We start from the raw sequence: 22,495 nt of genomic DNA, 5'->3' as shown, positions 1-22,495 counted from the left end.
TTATTAACTTTTGAATAATCGTAGGATGTAAATGGATACATCTATTCAAAGGCAATAAAGCATGTAAAAATTCAAATTATTTGTATGTTAATTAATCATTTGTTTGCCTAAGAGCTTTAATTGAACATACACAGATTGTATTTATATTTTTTATAAAATCAATAATAAACAATTATTTACATTTGTCTTATCTACAATTTATAAAAAATGAATATTTATATTTTTCATTAAAAAAATATTATCATCGGGATTCATGATACAGTTAAGAATTATTCTAAATATAATAATGATTCTTATTCAAATAAATTAAGCGTTCAACAATGATCAATTTTCCAAAAACTCATTTAGTCCGTGCGATTTCAATCGCGATCTTAGGGGTGGGTACATCTGCAGTAGTAAATGCAGCAGAGCGAACCGTGCTTGAAACAATTGAAGTTGAAGTGCCAGCCGAAAAGCAGCTTGCAAATGGAAAATTGAAAGCGCAGACAGACCTTGGTGCACTGGGAAATAAAAAAATTGTTGATACGCCTTTTAGCGTTGCTGCATATAGTGAAAAGTTAATTGAAGAACAGCAGGCTAGGACAGTTGGTGAAGTTTTAAAAAATGATGCGAGTATCCGTATTACCACCAACCAAGGTCATATAAACGAAAACTTTAATATTCGTGGCTTTGACATCAATCACGATGACATTGCACTCAATGGTATGTACGGTATGGCGCCTTATGGACGCGTACCGACTGAAATTCTAGATTCGGTAACGGTTTTAAAAGGCCCGAATGCCTTGGTTGCAGGTATGTCGCCTGCTGGTGGGGTCGGTGGTGTGGTCATCGCTAAAACTAAGCGTGCAGATAAAGAAAAAACTCAAGTTTCAGCTTCAATGGAAGAAGGTGGTTTTTACCAATCAGGTTTTGACGTTTCGCGACGTTTTGGTGCTGAAAAAGAATTTGGTCTACGTGTGAATGGTGCTTATGGTCAAGGTGAGCACATTATTGAAGGCATGGAAGATAAACATGCATCAGGTGCAATTGCTGCAGACTATACAACGGATAAGTTAAAACTTAATTTTGATGCCTATGCGGTACGTGATGATCGTAATGGTGGGTCACCTGCAATGGTCGCGTTCGGCGTGAAAGACGCACATGGTCATATCTATAATGGCGTACTTGATGCGCCTAAAGGAGATACCAATTACTTTAGGAATTTAGAAGGTCATACTGACAGTGAGTTTGTAGGATTAAGTGGTGAATATGCATTCACGCCTGATTTAAATGTGTATGCGGGTGTAGGGCATGTTGAAAAGGTCTATAGCGGGCACATTTTTGGTACACGTCTTATCGTAGGGCAAGCTGATGGTCATGCAACTTCACAGTACTATCGTACAGGGTCATCTGAGTCGATTACATCAGCAAATACAGGTATTCATTATAAGTTTAATACGGGTGCTATAAAACATGCTATAAATGTCCGAGCTGATTATTTGACCAAAGAAACAGATCAGCATGTGAAAGCGACGCAAGAGAATATTGATTCAACTAATTTGTATGATCCCAACACGACTGTAGGGATGCCTTCAGCGTACCCAATGGTTAAACCGAATTTAGATAATAAATATACCAGCTATACGGTATCTGATCAGATTTCAATGTTAAATGATAAATTGCAGCTGATTGTTGGTGCACGCTATCAGGATATCGATACCAAGAATTTACAAAGAAAGACTGGCTATCAAGATGATAAAATTTCGCCAAGCTTAGGTGTTGTGGTTAAACCATTTGGTGAGAATCTTTCTATTTATGCAAACTATGTTGAAGGTCTTTCTGAAGGTGTAACGGTGAATAACGTTGCAGATGCCAACAATAATGTCACCTTTGCGCCATTCCAAACCAAACAATATGAATTGGGTGCAAAATATCAAGCAGGTTCTTGGTTGAATACATTTGCCCTTTATCAAATTGAAAAACCATCGACCATGGTATCTTCATATTCTGATGGTCAACCCAATAGTACAATCAATCAAATTACCACAGATGATGCAGAAACACGTTCACGTGGCGTGGAATGGGCATTTTCAGGAGAGATTTATACAGGTCTAAATCTGATGGGTAGTTTGGCGTATATCGATGCTGAATATACCAAAGCAGCGGTGAAAAATGGTGTAACTAATCAAGGTAATTCGGTATATGGTATTCCTGACTTTACCGCAACGCTTGGCTTAGATTATGCAGTACCTTATGTAGATGGATTAAATGTGAATGCGCGTGCAAACTACGTGAGTGAACAGTACTTAAATGAAACCAATGCACTTAAACTACCAGACTATACAATTTTAGATTTAGGTGCGCGTTATAAAACCAATTTGGGTGGTGTAAATACTACATTCTTAGCCAATATTGCTAACGTGACTGATGAAAAATATTGGGAAGGTACATTCAACTCAGGTTATGCCTTAGTGGGTGGTCCACGTACCTATAAAGTCGGCGTGACTTTTGATTTCTAAGTTAGTTTAGTTTTATTATATAAAAAGCCACCTGCGGGGTGGCTTTTTTGCAAATGAATGATTTACGGAATATATTGCTTCACCACACCGTCATCGAGTAATTGTTGGAAATGTTCAACCACACTTTGTTGAATATCTCGGTACTCAATGCCCAATTCTTTTTTACTTTTTTCAGCATTAAAGTAAATCGGGTAACCCATATTCAGTTCAACAAACTTTCGCGGGAAACCTGCAAGAGGGCCAAAGGCTTTAAAGGCAAACTTCGGTAAGGTATTGCGCGGAAATGGAAATTTATTACCAAAATGCGAGCGTAATATTTTCCCCATTTCTAATAAACTTAAAGTACCACCACTAATAATATAACGTCCGCTTGCTGCGGGATTGATAGCTGCTTGTACGTGCGCATCGGCAACATCGCGAACATCGACAATTCCATTCCACATTGGTGGAACACCGGCCAAAGTCATACCATTGGCAAACTGTTGTAGTACTTCAACGCTTCCTGACTGTGTTGACGCTGTTAAAGATGGCCCCATGACCAGTGCTGGATTAATACAGACCAGATCCCAACGGTTTTGTGCTTTTTGCATTTCCCACGCTTTGCGCTCTGCCATCACTTTTGAATATGGATAAGGCTGATGGGTTTCTGTACTGGAGGTATTCCAATGCGATTCATCAAATTCATTATGCTCGGTCTGTAGAATATCAATGGCATCACCATAGGTTGATGCGATGCTTGAAGTCACGACAACACGTTGTACAGATTCTGTTTTATTGACACTGTTGAGCACATTTTCAGTGCCTAAAATAGCCGGCTCAATAATGTCTTTTATTGCGTCTTTATAGTTGGTCACTACAAAAGGGGATGCCATGTGGATCACAATGTCACAACCTTGCATGGCTGAATCAAATGCACCCTCATCCAATAAATTGGCTTGGAACAGTTTTAAAGTGCCAGTTGTATCAGCTGCAATTTTTTCGAGATGTGCAAATCCTGATGTTTTATTCAGATCACGAACTGTGGCATGTACCGTGTGCCCTAATTCAAGTAAGTTTTTAATGACCCAACTGGCAATATAGCCTGTCGCGCCTGTGACGAGTATCTGTTTTGTTGTCTTGCTATTCATATTCTTCAACTTTAATAGACGCATTTTTATCATATTGAGAATATTTAGTTTTGTCTTTGATTGATTTGAAAAAATATATGTTGATGATTGGGTTTAATGCGCACTAAATTCAGCAGAGAATGCTGTAAAAGTACTTTTTTATTGATCTTAAAAACGTAAATATGGGATGAATGTTGGATAGATGTATATTCTTATGAGTATGGATGCAAAATCTCACAGAAAAATGGACAAAGAGTCATATCTAACTTGTGAGCTTTAATTTAAAGCCTAGATAAGAGTTATAGGCTTCTTCATTTCGTATAACAGCCATTATGTTAAATAGTTTATTTCTATTAGCTTCTGTAAAGCTCAATAGTAAATTAAGCTAGTTTCTTAATGTGACAGAACCTTATTATTTGCAGGAATGTATTTGAGATTTTGGTAAGTAGATCAGAAATTATGGAACAAAGAACAAAACGTAAGAGAATTAAAGAAGGTGATGTGATTGCAATTAATTTGGGGAATCTAAGCTATGGCTATGGCATAGTTTTAAAATCTCCATTGGCAGGGTTCTACAATTTACAGACGAAAAATTTAGAATTGAATGTTAATTTCATAACATCACATTCGATTTTGTTTAAAGTACCTGTCATGAATTACGCATTTAAATCCGAGAAATGGCATATTATTGGGAATGTAGAATTAAATGACGATTTAAAACAGAAGGTTTACTTCTTTAAGCAAGATATGTTTGATCATTCAATTTCTATTTATTATGAAGATGGAACAGAAGGTATCGATATTCCAGCAACATATGAAGAAGTAAAAGATTTGGAACGTGCTGCTGTATGGGATCCTGAACATGTAGAAGATCGTTTAAGAGATCATTTTAATGGTGTTCCGAATGAGTGGGTTAAACAATTACGCCCTAAACCCTCTGCATCTTAAAATTAACATAATACACGCTATACGAAATCCTATTTTTATTTGATATAAATCGTTGCTTTATGCTGGTGCGAAAAACCCAGACATCACCGAGTGGAATTTTTTTTGATTCTTCATGTTCCGCGACTATTATTTAATCAATGTTCCAAGGTTTTGTTTAATGATATAGCAAACAAAAATGTCTAAATAAAATAAGAATAGACTTCCAAGTGGTTATTGATTTTCAGATAGACAAATAAAAGGATAGGGGCGTCATTGATGGTCAAATTCACGTACAATATTGACTAATTTGCAGGTATTGATCCTGCCTTATCAGATGATTCTGTTCTCCCGTTGAATATTGGCATATACATGGCGCAAGTAAAGAAATCTTTTCCGCAGCAAAAATCGGAATTACATGCACGAAATCTGCATCGCAGTCGTTACGATTTTCCTCAACTCATTAAGAGTTGTCCGGAACTTGCACCTTTTGTCAGCCCAAATAAATATAATGATTTATCGGTAGATTTTTCTGATCCACACGCTGTGAAAATGCTCAATAAAGCATTGCTTAAGCATTTTTATGGCATTCAATATTGGGATATTCCCAAAGATTTTCTTTGCCCGCCTATTCCGGGCAGGGCTGACTATATTCACTATTTGGCTGACTTGTTAAGTGCCAACAACAAAGGGCAGATTCCAACTGGACACGCTGTTCAAGTCTTAGATATCGGGGTGGGCGCGAACTGTATTTATCCGATCATTGGTCATCGGAGCTATGGCTGGAAATTTGTCGGCTCAGACATACATGCTGCATCCGTTAAAAGTGCTCAATTTATTGTGGAGGCAAATCCGAATCTGCGTAAAGGCATTCAGATTCGATTGCAAAAAAAAGCGAGCAATATTTTTAATGGTGTGATTAAACCTTCAGATCGTTTTGATTTGACCATGTGTAATCCACCATTTCATGCCTCGCAAGATGAAGCCAACGCGACAGCAACGCAAAAATTAAGAAAACTGGGCAAGCCAGTTGATCGGAGCAAGGTGGTATTAAACTTTGGCGGTCAAAAGAACGAACTCTGGTGTGATGGCGGCGAAGAGCGATTTCTCTGCCAAATGGTACAAGAGAGCATCCAGTTTGCTGAACAATGTCTTTGGTTTAGTACGCTGGTTTCCAAGAAAACAACATTGCCAGTGCTTTTAAAGGCCTTAGCGAAGAGCGGTGCAGTGGATGTGAAAACCATTAAAATGACGCAGGGACAAAAAGAAAGCCGTTTTGTCGCTTGGACTTTTCTAGATTTAAGGCAACAGCAAGCGTGGAAGAATGCACGTTGGACTTCAGCTTAAGTCGGTCTTCTTTGTAAATATTCGCCTTACTCTTGACTGCAATGCATGGGTCATCAGTGCACTATTCCATGAATAGAGGCGAGGCAGTGCAAGTATGGCGTCTTGGATCAATCCGGCGATTTTTTGCTAAACAAGACACATTGTTAATTGTTACAAAAAACAGCATCTAGCGATTTTTAATTATTTCGTGTTCTAAATGCCTTAAATTTTCTGCAAGGGCTTCTTTTATATGTGAAAAATGCGCGGAATTGAACTGCAAATGCGTATGTTTATCATTTAAATTTTATATAAATCATAAACTTACAAAAATTATATTTTGCATTCATTTTGAAACTTGTCCATAATATTTGAAAAGGGTATGGAGTGAAGAAAATGCGTGGCAATCCAGAAGTCGTAGACTACTTAAATATGCTGATCGGTGGCGAACTGGCTGCTCGTGATCAATACTTAATTCATTCCCGTATGTATGAAGATTGGGGCTTAAGTAAAATCTTTGAACGTATCGATCATGAAAGCCAAGAAGAAGGCTCACATGCAGATGCATTGATTCGTCGTGTATTGTTCCTTGAAGGTACGCCGAATATGAATCGTGATGATATTGAAGTCGGTACAGACGTCGTGACCTGTTTAAAAGCAGATTTGGCGCTTGAATATCATGTTCGTGAGAAACTAGCACAAGGCGTAAAATTGTGTGAAGAAAAAGGTGACTATGTGACCCGTGACATGCTACGTCAGCAAATGTCGGATACTGAAGAAGATCATACCTACTGGCTTGAAAAGCAAATGCGTTTGATCGAACTGATTGGCTTACCAAACTATATTCAGTCTCAAATGTAAATTGCGAAAGAATCTAAAGACCCAGCACAAGCTGGGTTTTTTATTAAGTCATGAAAACTATTGTTGTAGTTTTTTGATATCTGCCAAAACTTGCGCCGCATGTGTCTGTGTATTCACACTACTGTAGTGATACACAATAATGCCTTTCGGATCAATCAGAAAGGTTTCACGTTTGGCAACTTTCAAAATCCCTAAGTTTCGTACAATACCTAACTGTGTCGCCAGCTTATGCTGTTGGTCGGCAAGAATTGGAAAGGGAAGTCCGAGTGCTTTAGAGAACTTTTGATGTGATGCAACATCATCTAAGCTTGCGCCCAAAACAACCGCATTAGTTTTTAAAAATTGTGGATACAGGGTTTTAAATTGATTGGCTTCTTCTGTACAACCGGGTGAGTTGTCTTTGGGATAAAAGTACAGAACGAGCCATTTCCCTTGATATTGCTTCAGTTCGTGCCATTTTCCGTTTTGATCTTGTAATTTAAAGTTGGGTGCGGGTGTGCCTACCCATTGTTTTTGTTTGTTTTGACTGGTGCTGAGTATTGATGTTTCGGCAACTGTGATTTGGGTGGTTGCTATTAAAGCACATGTCATTAAACAGATTTTTAGCAATGAAGAAACTTTCATAGAGCATCAGTTTATATTGTTCTTTATCTGATCTTAGCAAACTTTAAAGCGATGTAGGCAGTCAGATTTTATATCTATTGAAATTGATTCCAAATGTATTTTGCAAATCGGTTGATGTGCTGAAATGCCACTATCAAACTTACTTTGAACTTTTATACTATTTGGAATCGGTTAATTTTAGAGTTTGCATTGAATCAACATATTTTACTTATTACTGGCTGGGGCGGCGGTCGTAAATTACTTGCTCCTTTACAGCAGGCATTGATCACACAAGGTTATCAGGTCGAATTATGGAATATTTTTGATGCCTTAAATCTAGCAGTGCTCGAACAGAAAGTTGAATTGGCGAAGCAATTTGATGTGATTATTGGCTGGTCACTTGGTGGTCAATTGGCGACGATATTGGTAGATGAAATTCAAAAAAAATATCAACAACAAAAAGTGCTGATCACACTTGGCTCAAATCCAAGTTTTGTGGCTCATGAAAAGTGGTCTGCTGCGATGGATCAAGCGACTTTTCAAAGCTTCAAACAATCTTTCGAGCAGGATACGATTTCTACCTTAAAGAAGTTTGGTTATATGGTTTGTCAGGGTACTGATAGCACCAAGCAGGATTTCATCACCTTGCAAAGTTTGATTCAAGCGCAAAATTTAGATGTACTTCGTGCGGGTTTGAATTGCTTGGAAAAATTAAATAATGTAAGCATCTTAAAAAATTATAGTGGTTATCAATATCATGTATTTGCCAAGCAAGATTATTTAGTTAGTTACAAAGTTGAACGTTTATTGCGAAATTTAGCAGTAGAATTTTTAGAAACTGAATTGGTTTCTGGCTCACATGGCTTTCCATTGTTTGAATCTGAAGTCATAAGTTGCAAAATCTGCCAATATTTAAAGAAAATAGAACAAATCTCTGACTAGCTGGGCTTTATGGCAATTTATTTTTCATTGCCATGGGTTTAACATCTTGCCTCATTGATGTTTAAGCCTGATACATGGAGTGAGGGATGGCCAATTTAACCGATCTACAATTTGATCAGCAGCATATTTGGCATCCCTATACATCGATGACTCAGCCCCTTCCAACGTTTAAAGTGAAACGTGCGCAAGGGGTGATGATTGAGCTTGAAGATGGTCGTCAATTGATTGACGGTATGTCTTCATGGTGGTGTGCGATTCATGGTTATAACCATCCTGAGCTAAATCAAGCTGTGACCGATCAACTGCAACAGATGTCTCATATCATGTTTGGTGGATTGACACATGATCCCGCGATTCAACTGGCTAAATTACTGTTAAAAATCACCCCGCCCAGTTTAGATAAAATTTTCTTTGCCGATTCAGGTTCGGTTGCTGTCGAAGTAGCCTTGAAAATGGCAGTGCAGTATTGGGCGTCTTTGCATCAACCGAATAAAACCAATTTTGTCACACCACGTTCTGGCTATCATGGCGACACTTGGAATGCGATGTCTGTGTGTGATCCCGTGACTGGGATGCATCAGATTTTTGGTTCAAGTTTGCCAAATCGATTTTTTGTTCCTGCGCCTCAAGTTGGCTTTTATGATGCTTGGGATCAGTCGGATATTGAAGAATTAGAAATGACTCTTTCTAAACAGCATGAAAATATTGCGGGATTGATTCTTGAGCCGATTGTGCAAGGTGCGGGAGGCATGCGTTTCTACCACCCTGAATATTTGCGTCAAGCTAAATTACTCTGTGAGAAATATCAGGTCTTATTGATTTTTGATGAAATTGCCACAGGCTTTGGCCGTACCGGAAAATTATTTGCATGGGAATGGGCTGAAGTTGAGCCGGACATTATGTGTATTGGCAAAGGCTTGACTGGCGGATATATGACTTTGTCAGCAACTCTGACTACCAAGCATATCGCAGAAACCATTAGTCAAGGTGAGGCAGGTGTATTTATGCATGGGCCAACCTTTATGGCAAATCCTTTGGCTTGCGCTGTGGCTGTAAAAAGTACCGAACTGCTGCTGTCTCGAGATTGGCAAGCGAATATTCGACGTATCGAAACACAATTGAAGTTTCATTTACCAGCACTTTCATCGCTTGAACATGTCAAAGATGTACGAATACTTGGTGCAATTGGTGTGGTGGAATTGACCTTTAATGTAGATATGAAAACCCTACAACAGGAGTTTGTCCGTCGTGGTATTTGGATTCGTCCATTCGGTAAGCTGGTTTATGTTATGCCCCCATATATTATTTCAGAGCATGAATTAAAAAATTTGTTAGAACACATGGTTGAGGTGGTGAAAAACATGGTGCAGCCAGCATGAATCTGCTCAACCATTTTTCAGATCAACTTGATCAACTAAAACAGCAAGGCAACTTACGTCAGTTCACTTCAAATCATCAGCATGATCGTTACATTAGTATTCACGATCATACCATGTTGAATTTAGCGTCAAATGACTATTTAGGTTTGGCTTCAAACCTACACCTACGTGAACAATTCTTTGATGAAACCCCGAACGCACAGCGTTGGATGAGTTCATCCTCATCGCGTTTATTGACAGGAAACTTTCCTGAATATGAACAACTTGAATCAACATTAAGTGATGCCTTTCATGGCCGATCTGCACTGTTATTTAACAGTGGCTATCACATGAATATCGGGATTTTACCTGCACTGGCAGACAGTAAAACCTTGATATTGGCGGATAAGCTGATTCATGCCAGTATGATTGATGGCATCCGATTATCGAGTGCGAAATATGTACGTTATCGCCATAATGATTTGGCGCATCTTTCTCAGCTTTTATGCAAATATCATGAAGATGAGGCTTTTGAGCGGATCATTGTGGTGACTGAATCGATTTTTAGTATGGATGGTGATGAAACCGATTTGGCTGAATTGGTACGGATCAAAAAACCATTTCCTAAAGTGATGTTGTATGTCGATGAGGCACATGCGATCGGTGTGCGCGGTGAGCGTGGTTTAGGCTGTGCTGAGCAATATCGGGTGATGGATGATATTGATCTTTTAGTCGGTACATTTGGTAAAGCACTGGCTTCAATAGGGGGATATCTCATCTGTCATGCGATTATTCGTGACTATTTGATTAACTCGATGCGACCGTTGATTTTTAGTACCGCACAGCCCCCGATCTGTATGGCGTGGACAGATTTTATTTTCAAGAATGTTTTAAATTTAAAAGCAGAGCGTCACCATTTACAGCAAATCAGTCAAAATTTGCAACAAGCTGTGCAAGCCAAAGGTTTTGATTGTCCATCTACATCACATATTGTGCCTGTCATTATTGGCGAGTCGAATAAAACTGTTGCCAAGGCTCAAGCTTTGCAAGCGGCAGGTTTTTATATCATGCCTGTACGTCCACCCACTGTGCCGCAGCATAGTTCGCGCTTACGCATTTCACTCACTGCTCAGATTACACAAACTGATTTGGATCAGTTGACTCAATTGTTGTGAGTGACTTGTGAATAATTTTGAGATTGATAAATCCCAAGTGGCGTTACGCTTTGCTCAGGCAGGGCACAGCTATGCTGAACATGCCGTAGCACAAAAAGAGATTGCTCAACATTTATTTGAGTTGATGCAGCAGTATTGTCCAAAGTTGCAAAATCATCCTGTGGAAACGCTTTTTGAAATTGGATGTGGCTCGGGGAATTTAAGCCATTTAATGCTGGAAAATATGCAAATCAGTCGTTTGGTTTTAAATGATCTATATGCAGAAATTCAACAGTATTTTCAGTCAAGTCCGCAGATTCATTACAGACTTGGAGATATCGAACAACTTGAATTTCCACAGCATATCGACTTGATCGCATCGAGTTCGGCTTTGCAATGGGTAGGGAACTTTGCGGGCATTGTCGAAAAAGCTTTTCAAAGTTTAAATCCAGAGGCATATTTTTGTTTTTCGACCTTTGGACAGCAGAATTTACAGGAAATAAAAGCTTTGACTGGGCAGGGTTTGGACTACCTCGATATCGACATGCTTCAAGCTATATTAAGTCAAAATGGTTTTGAAATTCTGCATCTTTCAGAGCAGACAGCGGCATTATATTTTGATCATCCAAAGCAGGTTTTGCAGCATTTAAAAGCGACAGGTGTGACTGCGACAGCCTCACATTTTCGTTGGACGAAACAATCGCTCTTTGATTTTTATTCAGCATATCAACAGTTTTCTTTGCGTGATGAAACTGGGCAGATGCGTTATACACTGACCTATCATCCGATTTTTTGTATTGCACGGAGAATGCCATGACAGGGCAAGTTTATTTCATTAGTGGGATCGATACAGGCATCGGGAAAACATATACCACGGGCTATTTGGCTAAAATATGGAATGAACAAGGGGCGCGAACGATCACGCAAAAGTTGATCCAAACAGGCAATGTCGATATTTCTGAGGATATAGAACAACATCGTCAAATTATGGGTACAGGGTTGTTGGTCGAAGATGAAACCAAACTCACGATGCCTGAAATATTTAGTTATCCTGCATCGCCACATCTCGCCACCAAAATCGATGGACGTGACATTGATTTTGCTAAAATCGAATACGCGACAAAACGTTTAACTGAAAAATATGACAATGTTTTACTCGAAGGTGCGGGTGGGTTGATGGTGCCATTAACCACGGATCTTTTAACCATCGACTATGTTGTAGAGAAACAATATCCCGTTATTTTGGTGACATCAGGTCGTTTGGGCAGCATTAACCATACGATTTTAAGTTTGGAAGCACTAAAAAGTCGTGGCTTGGCACTTTATGCACTGGCTTATAATTTAAATGATGAATCGCAAGATGCATTGATTTCTAAAGATACTGCTGAATATTTAAAAGCATATTTAGCGAAACACTTTCCACAAGCATTATGGATTGATGTTCCTGTATTGGCATAATGGGCTAACTCTTTATATTAACAATGATTGGGCGTATTTATGACGGATCATGCGTTTATAGAACTTGCGATTCAACTTGCGAAAGAAAATATTGAGCAAGGTGGTCGGCCATTTGGTGCTGTGATCGTTAAGCATGGCGTTGTGGTGAGTACAGGGGTGAATCAAATATTAATCTCGGGCGATCCGACATCTCATGCCGAGTTAAATGCATTAAGACAAGCCGCACAAAATTTAAATACGACGTCTTTGAAGGACTGTGTCATTTATGCGAGCGGACAACCGTGTCCAATGTGTTTGGCAGCTCTGCGAATGGTTGGAGTTGAAAAAATTGTATATGCCTATTCAAATGCTGATGCAGAAGCCTATGGCTTATCTACAGCAGAGATTGCCGAAAAATTAAGACATGAACCTCATGAACAGCAAGGGTTGAGTTTTAGTCAGTTAAAGCCAAACTGTGATCATGAGCTATATGATTTTTGGAAGCAGAAAAATACTTAATAAATAATAAGAGTTTCTTTCTGAGTCACTAACTGTATAGATTTCTGTGAAGAATTAAAAAAGCCAACTGAGGTGATCAGTTGGCTTTTTTTGTTGGAGAGCAATTATTGATTTGCTGAGACACCAATTTTTTTGACATTCAAACGTTGTGCTGCTGCCATCACCATAGCGACATCTTTATATTCTGTCATTTTGTCAGGTTGCACTTTGATCGTATCTTGATCTGCTTGTTGTGCAACACCAGCAAAAAGTGTTTCTAAAGCTTGCTTATTGGCAACGGGTTGACCATTCCAAAATAATTTACCCTGCGCATCAATGCGTAAGGTGACCGGCTCAGGCGGCTTTTCATTGGTTGGCGGTGGCGTACCGTTTGGTAAATCAATATTGATCGAGTTATTTGGAATTGGAATTGTGATAATAAACATAATGAGCAAAACCAACATCACATCGATCAATGGCGTCATGTTGACGTCCAACATAACATCATCGTCTTTATCGGAACCGACATTCATTCCCATACCTTGTCCCTCATCCGATTATGGTGCGGCAACAGGAGTGGTGACAAAAGCAATTTTGCCAATTCCTGCTGTTTGTGTTGCACTAATGACTTCATCAATCGCTTCATATTTTGTCACCTGATCGCCACGGATATGAACTTCAGGTTGCGGACGCTTTTTAGCTTCCGCTTGTAGTCGACTGATCAGCGTGTCTTTATCTGCAATGTATTTTTCATTCCAGAAGATATCGCCATTTTTATTGACAGCAATCTGAATATTGATCGGTTTAGTTTCATAAGGCGTGTTCTTTTCCTCAGGTAACTTCACCGGAACTGTATGGATTGCAACAGGTACTGTAATTAAGAAAATAATGAGCAGCACCAACATAATATCAACCAAAGGTGTTGTATTAATGGCTGAAATTACATCATCTTCGTCACCATCTGAATTGACCATCATTCCCATGGCTGATGCCTCTCTTATTTTGTGTCGTTATTATTGTTTTTGATCTCACCGCTTAAAAGTACGGTGTGTAGATCTGAACCAAAGGTACGAACATTATCTAGAACTGCTTTATTACGACGCGTTAACCAGTTATAGCCAAGAACCGCAGGTACTGCTACAGCCAAACCAATTGCCGTCATAATTAGGGCTTCACCGACTGGGCCTGCAACTTTATCAATAGATGCTTGACCTGAAATACCAATTGCCGTTAAAGCATGGTAAATACCCCAAACTGTACCGAACAAACCCACAAATGGTGCAGTCGAACCGACAGTTGCGAGAAAAGCCAATCCACCACTTAAATGGCTTTGAATTTTATCGATAGCACGCTGGATTGAAATAGTCACCCATGTGTTGAAGTCGATACGTTCCAGCAGATTACCGCCATGTTTTTTGGTTGAATTAATGCCTTTTTCTGCAATAAAGCGGTATGCACTCGATTCGTCTAAGGTTTCTGCTGCGCTATCAATTGAAGCAGCATCCCAAAATTTAGCTTCGGCTTCTTTGCCTTGACGTTTAATTTTAGCTTGTTGAATAAATTTAGTGACCATGATGTACCAAGTTCCAATTGACATCAGGACCAAGATAAAGAGTGTCGATTTAGCAACGATGTCACCTTCACGCCATAGTGCTTCTAAGCCATACGGGTTATAGACTTCTTTGGTTGCTGTAGGCATCGGTGGCGGTGCAGGTGTATTTGTTGTATTCGTAGTTTCTACTTGTGTTGTTGCAGTATTTGCAGATTCTTCAGCAAATGCTGCTTGCAGTGGGAGTAATGTACTTGTTACTAAAACTGTAGCAGATGCAAAAATACGCGCAGATTTCATCATTTTATTCATTTATATTCTCCAAATTTTTGTAGATTCATTAATCAAGTTTAAATTCGTATTCAATATCAAACCAATCTTCAACTGGCTCACCATTTTTGAGTGCAGGCTTAAATGTACATAAGCTGAATGCTTTGCTAGCAGCCTTATCTAGAGATTTAGTACCACTCGATTTTTTGACCTTCACTTGTTTCGCACTGCCGTCAGGCCCAACCAATACAGAGATGCGGACAGTTCCTACTTCTTCTGCCATTGCAGCTTCACGAGGGTAATCTGGTTCTTTACATCCAACGCTTCCCTCAGATGCACCACGTGTTTCCCCAGCTGGTTTTGGAGCAGGGGCAGGTGCTGGAGCTGCTGCAGCTACAGGTGCTGGTGCTGCCACAGGACTAGGAGATGGGGAAGCTGTAGGCGTAGGTGTTGAAACGGCTTTAACTGTTTGAGTTGGTGCAGCTTTTTCAACGACCTTTTGTTCAGGTTGAGGGTCTGGTGTTTTGAGCACTTCCTTAACGAGTTTTGGTAATTCAGGTGGTTTTTCAATTGGTTTCGGTTTTTCTGGCTCAGGTTTTTTATCTTGAATAATGATTAATTCAACAGGTTCTTCTACAGTTTTCTCACCTTTTTTGGACAGGCCAGTAATTAATCCGTAGAGTACAATGAGATGCAGAAGAATGACTGCCCCAATTCCGATCAGGCGTTTGCCGGAATTATTTTCTAATTCGGAAAAGCTTTTGCCCATTACTACTCCTGAAATGTGAGACAAACAATCAATAGTGAAATTGGCACTTGAGATATAAGTGTTTTTTGCATTTTTTATGTTTGACTAATTAATTAAATAAATAGTGCAAGTACGATTCCTATTGGAATCGTACTTGCAAATTTAGCTTTTAGAACTTGTAAGTACCGCGGACATAGAATGTACGACCAGTAGGATCGCTATAACGTGGGTCATAGCCATATTGGAAGTTATCTAAAACGTTCGATGCTGCAGGTTCTTCAGCAAAGATATTTTTGATACCACCAGTGAGCTCTAAGTTTTTAAATCCACTGTAAGTTGTTGCAATGTTATAAAGGGTGTAGTCAGGAACACGATGTTTGTCGAACTGTGCTTTCCCAGTTTGGTTTTGGTCGTCATAACCACGGAAGAACTGTTGTTCAAAAATCATTTTCCAGTTTTCATAACTCCAGTTTAGATTTGCTGTGTGTTTCCAACGTAAAACAGCTGGATCGTCATACACGCCAACTAAGCCTTCCCAAGCACCATCTTTTTCTTCTTGATAGTCATTTTTGATGACATAGGTACCATTAATGCCAAAGCCGAAACGACCTGTCGCGGTTAATGGTGAAAGATAATCTAAGCTAATGTCGATACCTTGAGTTTTAATACCCCCTGTATTCATTAGAATGGTATTGATGTATTCAATACGACCATCGGCACCACGCACGAATAATGAAGCATATTTCTCAGGATCTTCAAAAATTGAAGTTTCACCCACTTGGCCAACTAATTCGTCAATTTCAATGTTGTAATAATCAACAGCTAAAACTAAGTTTTTAATTGGTTCGTAAACAAAGCCGGCTGTAAATGTTTTAGATTCTTCTGGTTGAAGATCTGGGTTACCACCTTGCATACGGTAGAACTGAGTATTACATTCGGTTTGATATTGAGTTGAGGTTGGTTTACCGCCTGGGCAAAGGACAGGGTCGTTATATTTTGCGCCAGTGTAGGTTTTACTTTGTTGCGCATTAATTTCCCAAAGGCTTGGAGCACGGAAACCAGTACTGTAGGTACTACGGAACATAAGTTGCTTCATTGGTTCCCAACGAATACCGACTTTTGGATTGAAAGTGTCGCCAAAATCGCTGTAGTCGTCATAACGTGCTGCAAGTTGAGCTTCAATTGTTTTGGTAATTGGAATTTGAAGCTCAGCAAAAGCGGCAGTAATATCTCGGTCACCTTTACTCAGAGGTTTGTCAGGGTCAATACCACTACCTGGTACAAGGCGTACTAACTCAGAGTTTACTTTTGCTTCCCAATCTTGGGTTGTAAAACTTCCACCAAATGCAAAACCAACATCACCAGCTGGTAAGGTGTAAATCGGGCGGCTCACGGTAAAGTCAAATGTTGTGGAATCAAGTGTTGCTTCGTTTGTTGTACCACTCACATTTAATGAGGTCCAAACGTTAGCATCTGCAGATGGACCAAATGGGTTGATTGTGCCGTCATTTAATCCTTCTTGTAGTTTGTTACGATTTAAGTATCCACTAACAAAGCTATCTGATGCTTCGCCTTTTGCGTAAGTTACGCCACCGTTGATATCCCAACCGTATGCTTCACCTTCAAGTCCAGCAAAAATACGATGAGATTCATTGATAGATTGTGAAACACGGTTGCCCGCTTGAGAGCGTAAGTAAAGTTGTAATGGATCACCACTTAGACCATCAACACCAGGGGTAATACCCTCGCCTGGATAATATTGACTGCTTTTAGGAATCGTGACAGAGCGGCTGTAGACGTCTGGAGCAATAGATGTCGTCACTTTGCTTTTTGCATAGACATATTCACCAATAGCGTTGAAGTTATCGCTAAGTTTGATGGTTGCACGACCAATTGCAGACAAGTCCTCAGTTTCTGGCTGAATACCAATTAAAGCTTGCGTATTAAGGAAGCAGAGTCCGCCATCTTCAGTGACATTGGTTAAATTATTACAATTAGCTGCACCACCATACGGGTTCGCTAATACACCTTCAGGATTTCCGTCAGCATCTAAAGGCCCGCCGTTTGGATCAAGAAAGTTAGCAGGGAAGCCATTTGCTGAACCAGCATCGATACCTAACTCAGGTAGAAGGCCACCACGACGGCTGACTTTACGGTCTTTTGCCATAATTTCTTTGGCTTTACGGTAGTCAATTGCGCCATAAACGTTAAAACCTTGTTCATCTAAGTCGCCATAGCCACCAAAAATCGAAACATCGTATTCTTCGCCGCCTTTATCTTCTGGTTTGAGTAAACCACCGCTAATACCTAAGCCAGTGTATTGTTTTTTTGTAATAAAGTTAATTACACCTGCGATTGCATCTGCACCATAAATTGCAGAGGCACCATCACGTAAAACCTCAATACGTTCAACCATTGCAAGCGGAATAGTATTTAAGTTGGTCTCAGATGTACTAAATGGGCTATAAGCCAAACGACGTCCATTAAGTAAGACGAGGGTTTTATCTGATCCTAAGCCACGTAAGTTCGCTGTTGAGCCTGACGTATTACTTGCACCAACGTTTTGCGCTGTACTGTAGCCCGCTTGGTTCGCACTAATTTTAGTTAAAGCTTCTTCAGTCGTTGTAACCCCTTGTTTAGTTAATTCTTCAACTTTAATCACCGTAATAGGTGAAGAACTTTGAGCAGAAACCCCTTTAATGGATGAACCAGTCACAGTTACTTTGGCTACTTTCGTTGGCTTTACTGTTTCTTCTTCATTTGTTTCTGCTGCATGCGCTAAAGATAAACACAGCATACTTAAACTAAGAGTACTTAATTTAAGTATTGTTTTGCTAAATGGTGTGCCCCCCACAGATTTAGCATTTTTTTTCTCTTTCATAGTAAAAGTATTCCTTTTTGTTGTAGTTAGCGATATTGCTTGATTCTTTTTAAGCAATTCAAGTGCCAAATTTATATTTAAATTTTATTTTCAAATATAAAATACTGATAAATATCTACATTATTGAGTTTAAAGTGGAGAACTTTAAGATGAACGGTAAGTATATTTTTTTTAAAGTTATCCTTTTAATTAGGTTTTATCAGGAATTTAACTTTTGATCAAAAGTTTTTTTAAAAATATGATTAGGTGCAAATTAAACCTTAAAAAGTGTGAATTAATTCATATTTATGTGTTTGATTTATAAGGTTAATAAGAGAAATAAATAAAAAATAAAAACATATAATTCATTGGTTTATATGCTAATGACTTGTCATTTCATCTGAAGGTGATCCATTATGAATCAGGAATGTATTATATTTGTGCAAAATATGCTTGGATGCGTTCAACAACAAGAGTTGAATTTTTGATAAAAACGAGCTTTACTCGGAAAGTCGCTATTAGTATAAATTTATCTTAAAAAATGAATTTAAAAGGATATTTAATTCAGATAACTTTCAACCAAGGAGTGGTGGCATGAATTTCGCTTTATATTAATTACTGTATTAAGTTCTACGTTTAAAACTTAATTTAAACTGGTTCATTTTATTTTAGTAAAGGTGGCTTTATTTAAAGTCTGCTCGCGGCTTTGTATTATTAAAAAATCATCAGAAAGGAAAAGGTTTGGAAACTAGAAAATTTAAAATAGCGCTCCTTGCATTATTAATTTCAATAGGGATGATGGCCGAGGTTCAAGCTTCTGCACAATCGAATAAAGTTTTAAATATTGCATTTGAAGCACCGGATGATGGTTTTGATATGGTCAAAACCTATAATTATTATAGTGGCAATATTGCGGAAGCAATTTTTGAACCCTTATTGAAATATGACTATCTAGCACGTCCTGTTGTTCTTGTTCCAAATACTATTGAAGCGATGCCAAAGATTGAACAAGAAGGAAAAGTCTATACCTTCAAAATCAAACGAGGCATCCATTTTTCAGATGATCCAGCCTTTAAGGGAAAAAAACGCGAGCTAGTTGCGCAAGATTACATTTACGCGATTCAACGAATTTTAGATCCAGCTAACCGTTCTCCGACCTATTCATTTATTGATGGCAAAATCTTAGGAGGGGATGCGGTCGTTGCGGATGCAAAGAAGTCAGGAAAATTTAATTACAATGCGGCTATTGCCGGCCTAAAAGCGATAGATCCTTATACTTTGCAAATTACTTTGACGCGCCCTGACTATAATTTTCAATATATTTTGGCCTATGTTGCGTTTGGTGCAATTTCAAAAGAAGTTGTTGAATTTTATGGCAATAAAATTGCACAGCATCCTGTTGGAACAGGACCGTATCAGCTCAGTAAATATGTTCCACGTAGCAAGATAGAATTGGTTGCAAACCCGAATTATCGTGGTTTTGTCTGGAATTTTAAATCGACAGGCACCGCTTGGGACAATCAGTTAGTCAAAGAAATGAACGGGAAGAAAATGCCACAAATCGGCAAGGTTTCCGTCAGTATTATTGAAGAAGAACAGTCACGGTGGTTAGCATTTAAAACAGGGCAGCTAAATTTTGATAAATTGACCTCAAATGCTGTCCCACAAGCCTTAGATTCTCAAAATAAACTTAAGCCTGATATGCAAAAGCTCGGCATTAAGCATTATCCAAATAAAGACGCTGAAATCACCTACAGCATGTTCAATATGCAAGACCCGCTTGTCGGTGGTCAAAGCCTTGAAAAGATCGCTTTACGCCGTGCCATCAGCATGTCATACAATCAAGCTGAATCGATTAAACAGTTATATCAAGGGCAGGCCGTAAAGGCTGAAATGTTTTTACCAGAAGGCGTGAGTGGCTTTAATCCAAAATATCGCAGTAGTTTGGGATATAACCCATTGCTGGCTAATAAATTACTGGATCGATTTGGGTATAAGAAAGGTGCTGATGGTTATCGAACCTTGCCCGATGGTAAAGCGTTGATCTTAAAAATAAATACTGAAAATAGCTCTAAATCGGTGATTCAATCTGAGTTGTGGAAAAAAAATCTCGATGCCATTGGGATACGGGTACAGTTTAAGGTCAGTAACTTTGCTGACAATTTAAAAGAAGCAATGCAATGTAAATATATGATGTGGTCTGGAGCGTGGATTGCAGATTATCCTGAAGGGGAGAACTTTGCTCAATTACTATATGGGCCAAATTCAGGACAAGGGAATTTAAGTTGTTATCAATCTAAAGCTTATGACGCATTATATAAGCAAGCTATTGTGTTGAAACCTAAAGATCGTGAACCTTTTTATGAAAAAATGAACCGTCAAATTGAAGCGGATAACCCTTGGATTATCCATTCTACACGGATTCGTAATTGGTTAATTCACCCTGAAATTCAGGGGTATAAAACACATCCAATGATGAACACCAGTTGGCAATATCTCGATATTCAGCCTAGTAAAAAATAATTGAGTCAGGATTACAATGAAGCGAAATTCGAATTTTACGCTCACCAAATTTGCTACAGCGTGTTTGATGGGGGGAGTGTTGTTCAGTGCGATGCCGACATTAGCATTGGCAAAGAATCCAGCAGATCCAAATAAAGTTTTACGTCATATTTTCCCTGTCGCAGAAACAGGTTTTGACCCAGTTGGCGTACATGATCTGTATTCTGCACATGTGAATACCTCAATCTTTGAAACCTTATATACTTATGACTATTTAGCATCACCAGCAAAGTTGGTTCCTAAAACGGCGGCTGCGATGCCAGAAATCAGTGCTGATGGTTTGACTTATACCATTCGCCTGCAAAAAGGCATTTATTTTGCTGATGATCCTGTATTTAAGGGCAAGAAAAGAGAGTTAACCTCGGCTGATTATGCATATACCTTTAGACGTTTAGTCGATCCACAACTTCGTTCACCAAACAGTTGGCTACTTGATGGTCGTATTTTAGGGATGGAGAAGGTTTTAGAAAAGGCAAAAAAAACAGGTAAGTTTGATTATGATGCGCCCATTGAAGGCATACAAACCCCTGATCGGTATACCCTTGTCATTCGTTTAAATTCTCCAGATCAAAACTTTCCAATGTTATTGGCTCATCAACCTGCCTCAGCCATGGCACGTGAAGTGGTCGAAAAATATCGAGACAAAGCGGGTTTTGTGATGGGTAAACCTGTGGGCACAGGGCCATATATTTTGACACGCTGGACACCTGGTTCACGAATTATTTTAAAGGCCAATCCAAACTATCGTGGCTTTGTCTGGGACTTTAAAGCATCAGATGCCAAAGATGAAAAGATTGTAAAAGCCATGCAAGGCAAAAAAATGCCGCAAATTGGCGTGATTGATATTCAGGTGATGGAAGAATCACAATCACGTTGGTTGACCTTTGCAAAAAATGAAGCGGATTTGTTGGTACTAGATGGAGATTTGTCGGTACAAGCCTTAAAAGATGGAGAGCTAAAGCCTGAGTTGGCTAAAAAAGGCATCCAAATGTCGCGGATTTCTGACCCCTCTATCGACTATCACTATTGGAATATGCAAAACCCTGTGGTTGGAGGTTTTAGTAAAGAAAAAATTGCATTACGTCGTGCAATGGCGATGGCTTATTCAGCAGATAATCAAATCAAAATTTTGATGAATGGTGATGCACAAAAATTACAAAGCCCAATTCCACTCGGCGTTGTCGGTTATGACCCGAATTATAAGTCGAGTATTCCATACTCAGTTAAAGCGGCAAATTTATTGCTCGATCGTTATAACTATAAAGTCGGCGCAGATGGCTGGCGTACTCAACCGAATGGTAAACCGCTTACGATTGAAATGACGATATCAGGCAATAGTAGCCGTAGTCAGCAGTTGGGTGAATTTTGGAAGAAAACTTTAGATAGCATCAAAATTAAAATGACAACAAAGTCGATGCCATTTGCAGAAGCTTTAAAAGCCGAAAAACAGTGTCAAACAATGTTTAAAGCATCTGCGTGGATCGCAGACTATCCAGATGCAGACAATTTTATGCAATTGTTCTATGGCAAAAATATCAATGTCACCAACAACGGCTGTTCAAAAATACCTGAATACGACCGTTTATATGAACAGACACAGCGTATGAAGCCGGGACCGGAGCGTGATGCAATCTATCGGAAAATGTCACGCATATTAGAAGTGTACATGCCTGTCCAAATTAATTATGCACGTTACCGTAGTGTGTTGTCACAACCACGCGTGATTGGTTATAAAAAGCATCCAATTTTGGCAACAGAATGGATGTACATCGATATTGACCCGAAAAAATAAAATGGAACAA

At 39.1% G+C, this 22,495-nt stretch carries 19 protein-coding genes; 12 read left to right on the top strand and 7 right to left on the bottom strand.

Annotated features, from left to right (window positions below; translation table 11 throughout):
- Positions 1 to 320: 320 nt before the first annotated feature.
- On the top strand, positions 321 to 2,498 hold the full coding sequence (locus tag FTU62_RS08620; protein WP_180102433.1) for a TonB-dependent siderophore receptor: 2,178 nt from the start codon (positions 321 to 323) through the stop codon (positions 2,496 to 2,498).
- 62 nt (positions 2,499 to 2,560) lie between these two features.
- Here FTU62_RS08620 and FTU62_RS08615 read toward each other — a convergent pair whose 3' ends face one another.
- The gene (locus FTU62_RS08615) at positions 2,561 to 3,625 is read right to left on the bottom strand and encodes an aldehyde reductase (RefSeq protein WP_257223134.1); all 1,065 of its coding nucleotides are present in this window, start codon (positions 3,623 to 3,625) and stop codon (positions 2,561 to 2,563) included.
- A 438-nt stretch (positions 3,626 to 4,063) separates the two neighbouring features.
- Between FTU62_RS08615 and FTU62_RS08610 the strand changes: the two genes are divergently transcribed.
- The 3 genes from FTU62_RS08610 (at position 4,064) to bfr (ending at position 6,712) form a co-directional block, all read left to right on the top strand.
- Entirely contained in the window at positions 4,064 to 4,552 is a 489-nt protein-coding gene (locus tag FTU62_RS08610) for an immunity 26/phosphotriesterase HocA family protein (protein ID WP_078194246.1), read from the top strand.
- A 348-nt stretch (positions 4,553 to 4,900) separates the two neighbouring features.
- Positions 4,901 to 5,875, top strand: coding sequence for a 23S rRNA (adenine(1618)-N(6))-methyltransferase RlmF (gene rlmF / locus FTU62_RS08605; protein ID WP_180102431.1), 975 nt, complete (start codon positions 4,901 to 4,903; stop codon positions 5,873 to 5,875).
- 372 nt (positions 5,876 to 6,247) lie between these two features.
- Complete coding sequence (gene bfr, locus FTU62_RS08600; protein WP_067762676.1) at positions 6,248 to 6,712, top strand: bacterioferritin; 465 nt, start codon at positions 6,248 to 6,250, stop codon at positions 6,710 to 6,712.
- A 57-nt stretch (positions 6,713 to 6,769) separates the two neighbouring features.
- Here bfr and FTU62_RS08595 read toward each other — a convergent pair whose 3' ends face one another.
- Positions 6,770 to 7,336 carry a peroxiredoxin gene (locus tag FTU62_RS08595; RefSeq protein ID WP_180102430.1) on the bottom strand — a complete coding sequence of 189 codons (567 nt, stop codon included), beginning with the start codon at positions 7,334 to 7,336 and terminating at the stop codon, positions 6,770 to 6,772.
- 189 nt (positions 7,337 to 7,525) lie between these two features.
- On the opposite strand from FTU62_RS08595, the gene FTU62_RS08590 reads away from it, so the two are divergent.
- The 6 genes from FTU62_RS08590 to FTU62_RS08565 all read left to right on the top strand — a co-directional run bounded on the left by FTU62_RS08590 (position 7,526) and on the right by FTU62_RS08565 (position 12,725).
- Positions 7,526 to 8,257: a YqiA/YcfP family alpha/beta fold hydrolase gene (locus FTU62_RS08590; RefSeq protein ID WP_180102429.1), complete on the top strand. Its 732-nt coding sequence runs from the start codon at positions 7,526 to 7,528 to the stop codon at positions 8,255 to 8,257.
- 86 nt (positions 8,258 to 8,343) lie between these two features.
- Positions 8,344 to 9,636 (top strand): adenosylmethionine--8-amino-7-oxononanoate transaminase, encoded by a 1,293-nt coding sequence (gene bioA, locus FTU62_RS08585; RefSeq protein WP_180102428.1) that lies wholly within the window; start codon positions 8,344 to 8,346, stop codon positions 9,634 to 9,636.
- On the top strand, positions 9,633 to 10,790 hold the full coding sequence (locus FTU62_RS08580) for an 8-amino-7-oxononanoate synthase (RefSeq protein ID WP_180102427.1): 1,158 nt from the start codon (positions 9,633 to 9,635) through the stop codon (positions 10,788 to 10,790). Before bioA ends, FTU62_RS08580 begins: the two co-directional genes overlap by 4 nt.
- Positions 10,791 to 10,797: 7 nt before the next feature.
- Positions 10,798 to 11,586 (top strand): malonyl-ACP O-methyltransferase BioC, encoded by a 789-nt coding sequence (gene bioC / locus FTU62_RS08575; protein ID WP_180102426.1) that lies wholly within the window; start codon positions 10,798 to 10,800, stop codon positions 11,584 to 11,586.
- On the top strand, positions 11,583 to 12,227 hold the full coding sequence (gene bioD / locus FTU62_RS08570) for a dethiobiotin synthase (RefSeq protein ID WP_180102425.1): 645 nt from the start codon (positions 11,583 to 11,585) through the stop codon (positions 12,225 to 12,227). Before bioC ends, bioD begins: the two co-directional genes overlap by 4 nt.
- Before the next feature lie 39 nt (positions 12,228 to 12,266).
- Positions 12,267 to 12,725, top strand: a complete 459-nt coding sequence (locus FTU62_RS08565; RefSeq protein ID WP_180102424.1) for a nucleoside deaminase — start codon at positions 12,267 to 12,269, stop codon at positions 12,723 to 12,725.
- Positions 12,726 to 12,829: 104 nt separating this feature from the next.
- Here the strand turns inward: FTU62_RS08565 and FTU62_RS08560 are convergent, their stop codons facing one another.
- From FTU62_RS08560 to FTU62_RS08540, 5 genes are all read right to left on the bottom strand, one after another.
- Positions 12,830 to 13,243 (bottom strand): biopolymer transporter ExbD, encoded by a 414-nt coding sequence (locus FTU62_RS08560; protein ID WP_078190075.1) that lies wholly within the window; start codon positions 13,241 to 13,243, stop codon positions 12,830 to 12,832.
- Between the two features lie 18 nt (positions 13,244 to 13,261).
- Positions 13,262 to 13,687 carry a biopolymer transporter ExbD gene (locus FTU62_RS08555; RefSeq protein WP_180102423.1) on the bottom strand — a complete coding sequence of 142 codons (426 nt, stop codon included), beginning with the start codon at positions 13,685 to 13,687 and terminating at the stop codon, positions 13,262 to 13,264.
- Between the two features lie 14 nt (positions 13,688 to 13,701).
- The gene (locus FTU62_RS08550) at positions 13,702 to 14,565 is read right to left on the bottom strand and encodes a MotA/TolQ/ExbB proton channel family protein (protein ID WP_078194237.1); all 864 of its coding nucleotides are present in this window, start codon (positions 14,563 to 14,565) and stop codon (positions 13,702 to 13,704) included.
- A 28-nt stretch (positions 14,566 to 14,593) separates the two neighbouring features.
- Positions 14,594 to 15,292 carry an energy transducer TonB gene (locus FTU62_RS08545; RefSeq protein ID WP_180055273.1) on the bottom strand — a complete coding sequence of 233 codons (699 nt, stop codon included), beginning with the start codon at positions 15,290 to 15,292 and terminating at the stop codon, positions 14,594 to 14,596.
- Between the two features lie 148 nt (positions 15,293 to 15,440).
- Positions 15,441 to 18,152, bottom strand: coding sequence for a TonB-dependent receptor (locus FTU62_RS08540; protein WP_078194235.1), 2,712 nt, complete (start codon positions 18,150 to 18,152; stop codon positions 15,441 to 15,443).
- A 774-nt stretch (positions 18,153 to 18,926) separates the two neighbouring features.
- Here FTU62_RS08540 and FTU62_RS08535 point away from each other — a divergent pair.
- Together FTU62_RS08535 and FTU62_RS08530 are read left to right on the top strand one after the other, a co-directional pair.
- A complete protein-coding gene (locus tag FTU62_RS08535; protein WP_180102457.1) occupies positions 18,927 to 20,654 on the top strand; it encodes an ABC transporter substrate-binding protein in 1,728 nt (575 codons plus the stop codon).
- A 67-nt stretch (positions 20,655 to 20,721) separates the two neighbouring features.
- Positions 20,722 to 22,485 (top strand): ABC transporter substrate-binding protein, encoded by a 1,764-nt coding sequence (locus tag FTU62_RS08530; protein WP_373886347.1) that lies wholly within the window; start codon positions 20,722 to 20,724, stop codon positions 22,483 to 22,485.
- Positions 22,486 to 22,495: the final 10 nt, after the last annotated feature.

It is taken from the genome of Acinetobacter sp. YH12126, assembly GCF_013418745.1.
GTDB classification, from domain to species: Bacteria; Pseudomonadota; Gammaproteobacteria; order Pseudomonadales; family Moraxellaceae; genus Acinetobacter; species Acinetobacter amyesii.
This window is presented reverse-complemented; position numbering and strand designations above follow the sequence as displayed.

Coding starts and splice junctions, on each gene's coding strand:
- FTU62_RS08620 (WP_180102433.1), top strand. CDS start 321: ATGATCAATTTTCCAAAAACTCATTTAGTCCGTGCGATTTCAATCGCG.
- FTU62_RS08615 (WP_257223134.1), bottom strand. CDS start 3,625: ATGAATAGCAAGACAACAAAACAGATACTCGTCACAGGCGCGACAGGC.
- FTU62_RS08610 (WP_078194246.1), top strand. CDS start 4,064: ATGGAACAAAGAACAAAACGTAAGAGAATTAAAGAAGGTGATGTGATT.
- rlmF (WP_180102431.1), top strand. CDS start 4,901: ATGGCGCAAGTAAAGAAATCTTTTCCGCAGCAAAAATCGGAATTACAT.
- bfr (WP_067762676.1), top strand. CDS start 6,248: ATGCGTGGCAATCCAGAAGTCGTAGACTACTTAAATATGCTGATCGGT.
- FTU62_RS08595 (WP_180102430.1), bottom strand. CDS start 7,336: ATGAAAGTTTCTTCATTGCTAAAAATCTGTTTAATGACATGTGCTTTA.
- bioA (WP_180102428.1), top strand. CDS start 8,344: ATGGCCAATTTAACCGATCTACAATTTGATCAGCAGCATATTTGGCAT.
- FTU62_RS08580 (WP_180102427.1), top strand. CDS start 9,633: ATGAATCTGCTCAACCATTTTTCAGATCAACTTGATCAACTAAAACAG.
- bioD (WP_180102425.1), top strand. CDS start 11,583: ATGACAGGGCAAGTTTATTTCATTAGTGGGATCGATACAGGCATCGGG.
- FTU62_RS08565 (WP_180102424.1), top strand. CDS start 12,267: ATGACGGATCATGCGTTTATAGAACTTGCGATTCAACTTGCGAAAGAA.
- FTU62_RS08560 (WP_078190075.1), bottom strand. CDS start 13,243: ATGGGAATGAATGTCGGTTCCGATAAAGACGATGATGTTATGTTGGAC.
- FTU62_RS08555 (WP_180102423.1), bottom strand. CDS start 13,687: ATGGGAATGATGGTCAATTCAGATGGTGACGAAGATGATGTAATTTCA.
- FTU62_RS08550 (WP_078194237.1), bottom strand. CDS start 14,565: ATGAATAAAATGATGAAATCTGCGCGTATTTTTGCATCTGCTACAGTT.
- FTU62_RS08545 (WP_180055273.1), bottom strand. CDS start 15,292: ATGGGCAAAAGCTTTTCCGAATTAGAAAATAATTCCGGCAAACGCCTG.
- FTU62_RS08540 (WP_078194235.1), bottom strand. CDS start 18,152: ATGAAAGAGAAAAAAAATGCTAAATCTGTGGGGGGCACACCATTTAGC.
- FTU62_RS08535 (WP_180102457.1), top strand. CDS start 18,927: ATGATGGCCGAGGTTCAAGCTTCTGCACAATCGAATAAAGTTTTAAAT.
- FTU62_RS08530 (WP_373886347.1), top strand. CDS start 20,722: ATGGGGGGAGTGTTGTTCAGTGCGATGCCGACATTAGCATTGGCAAAG.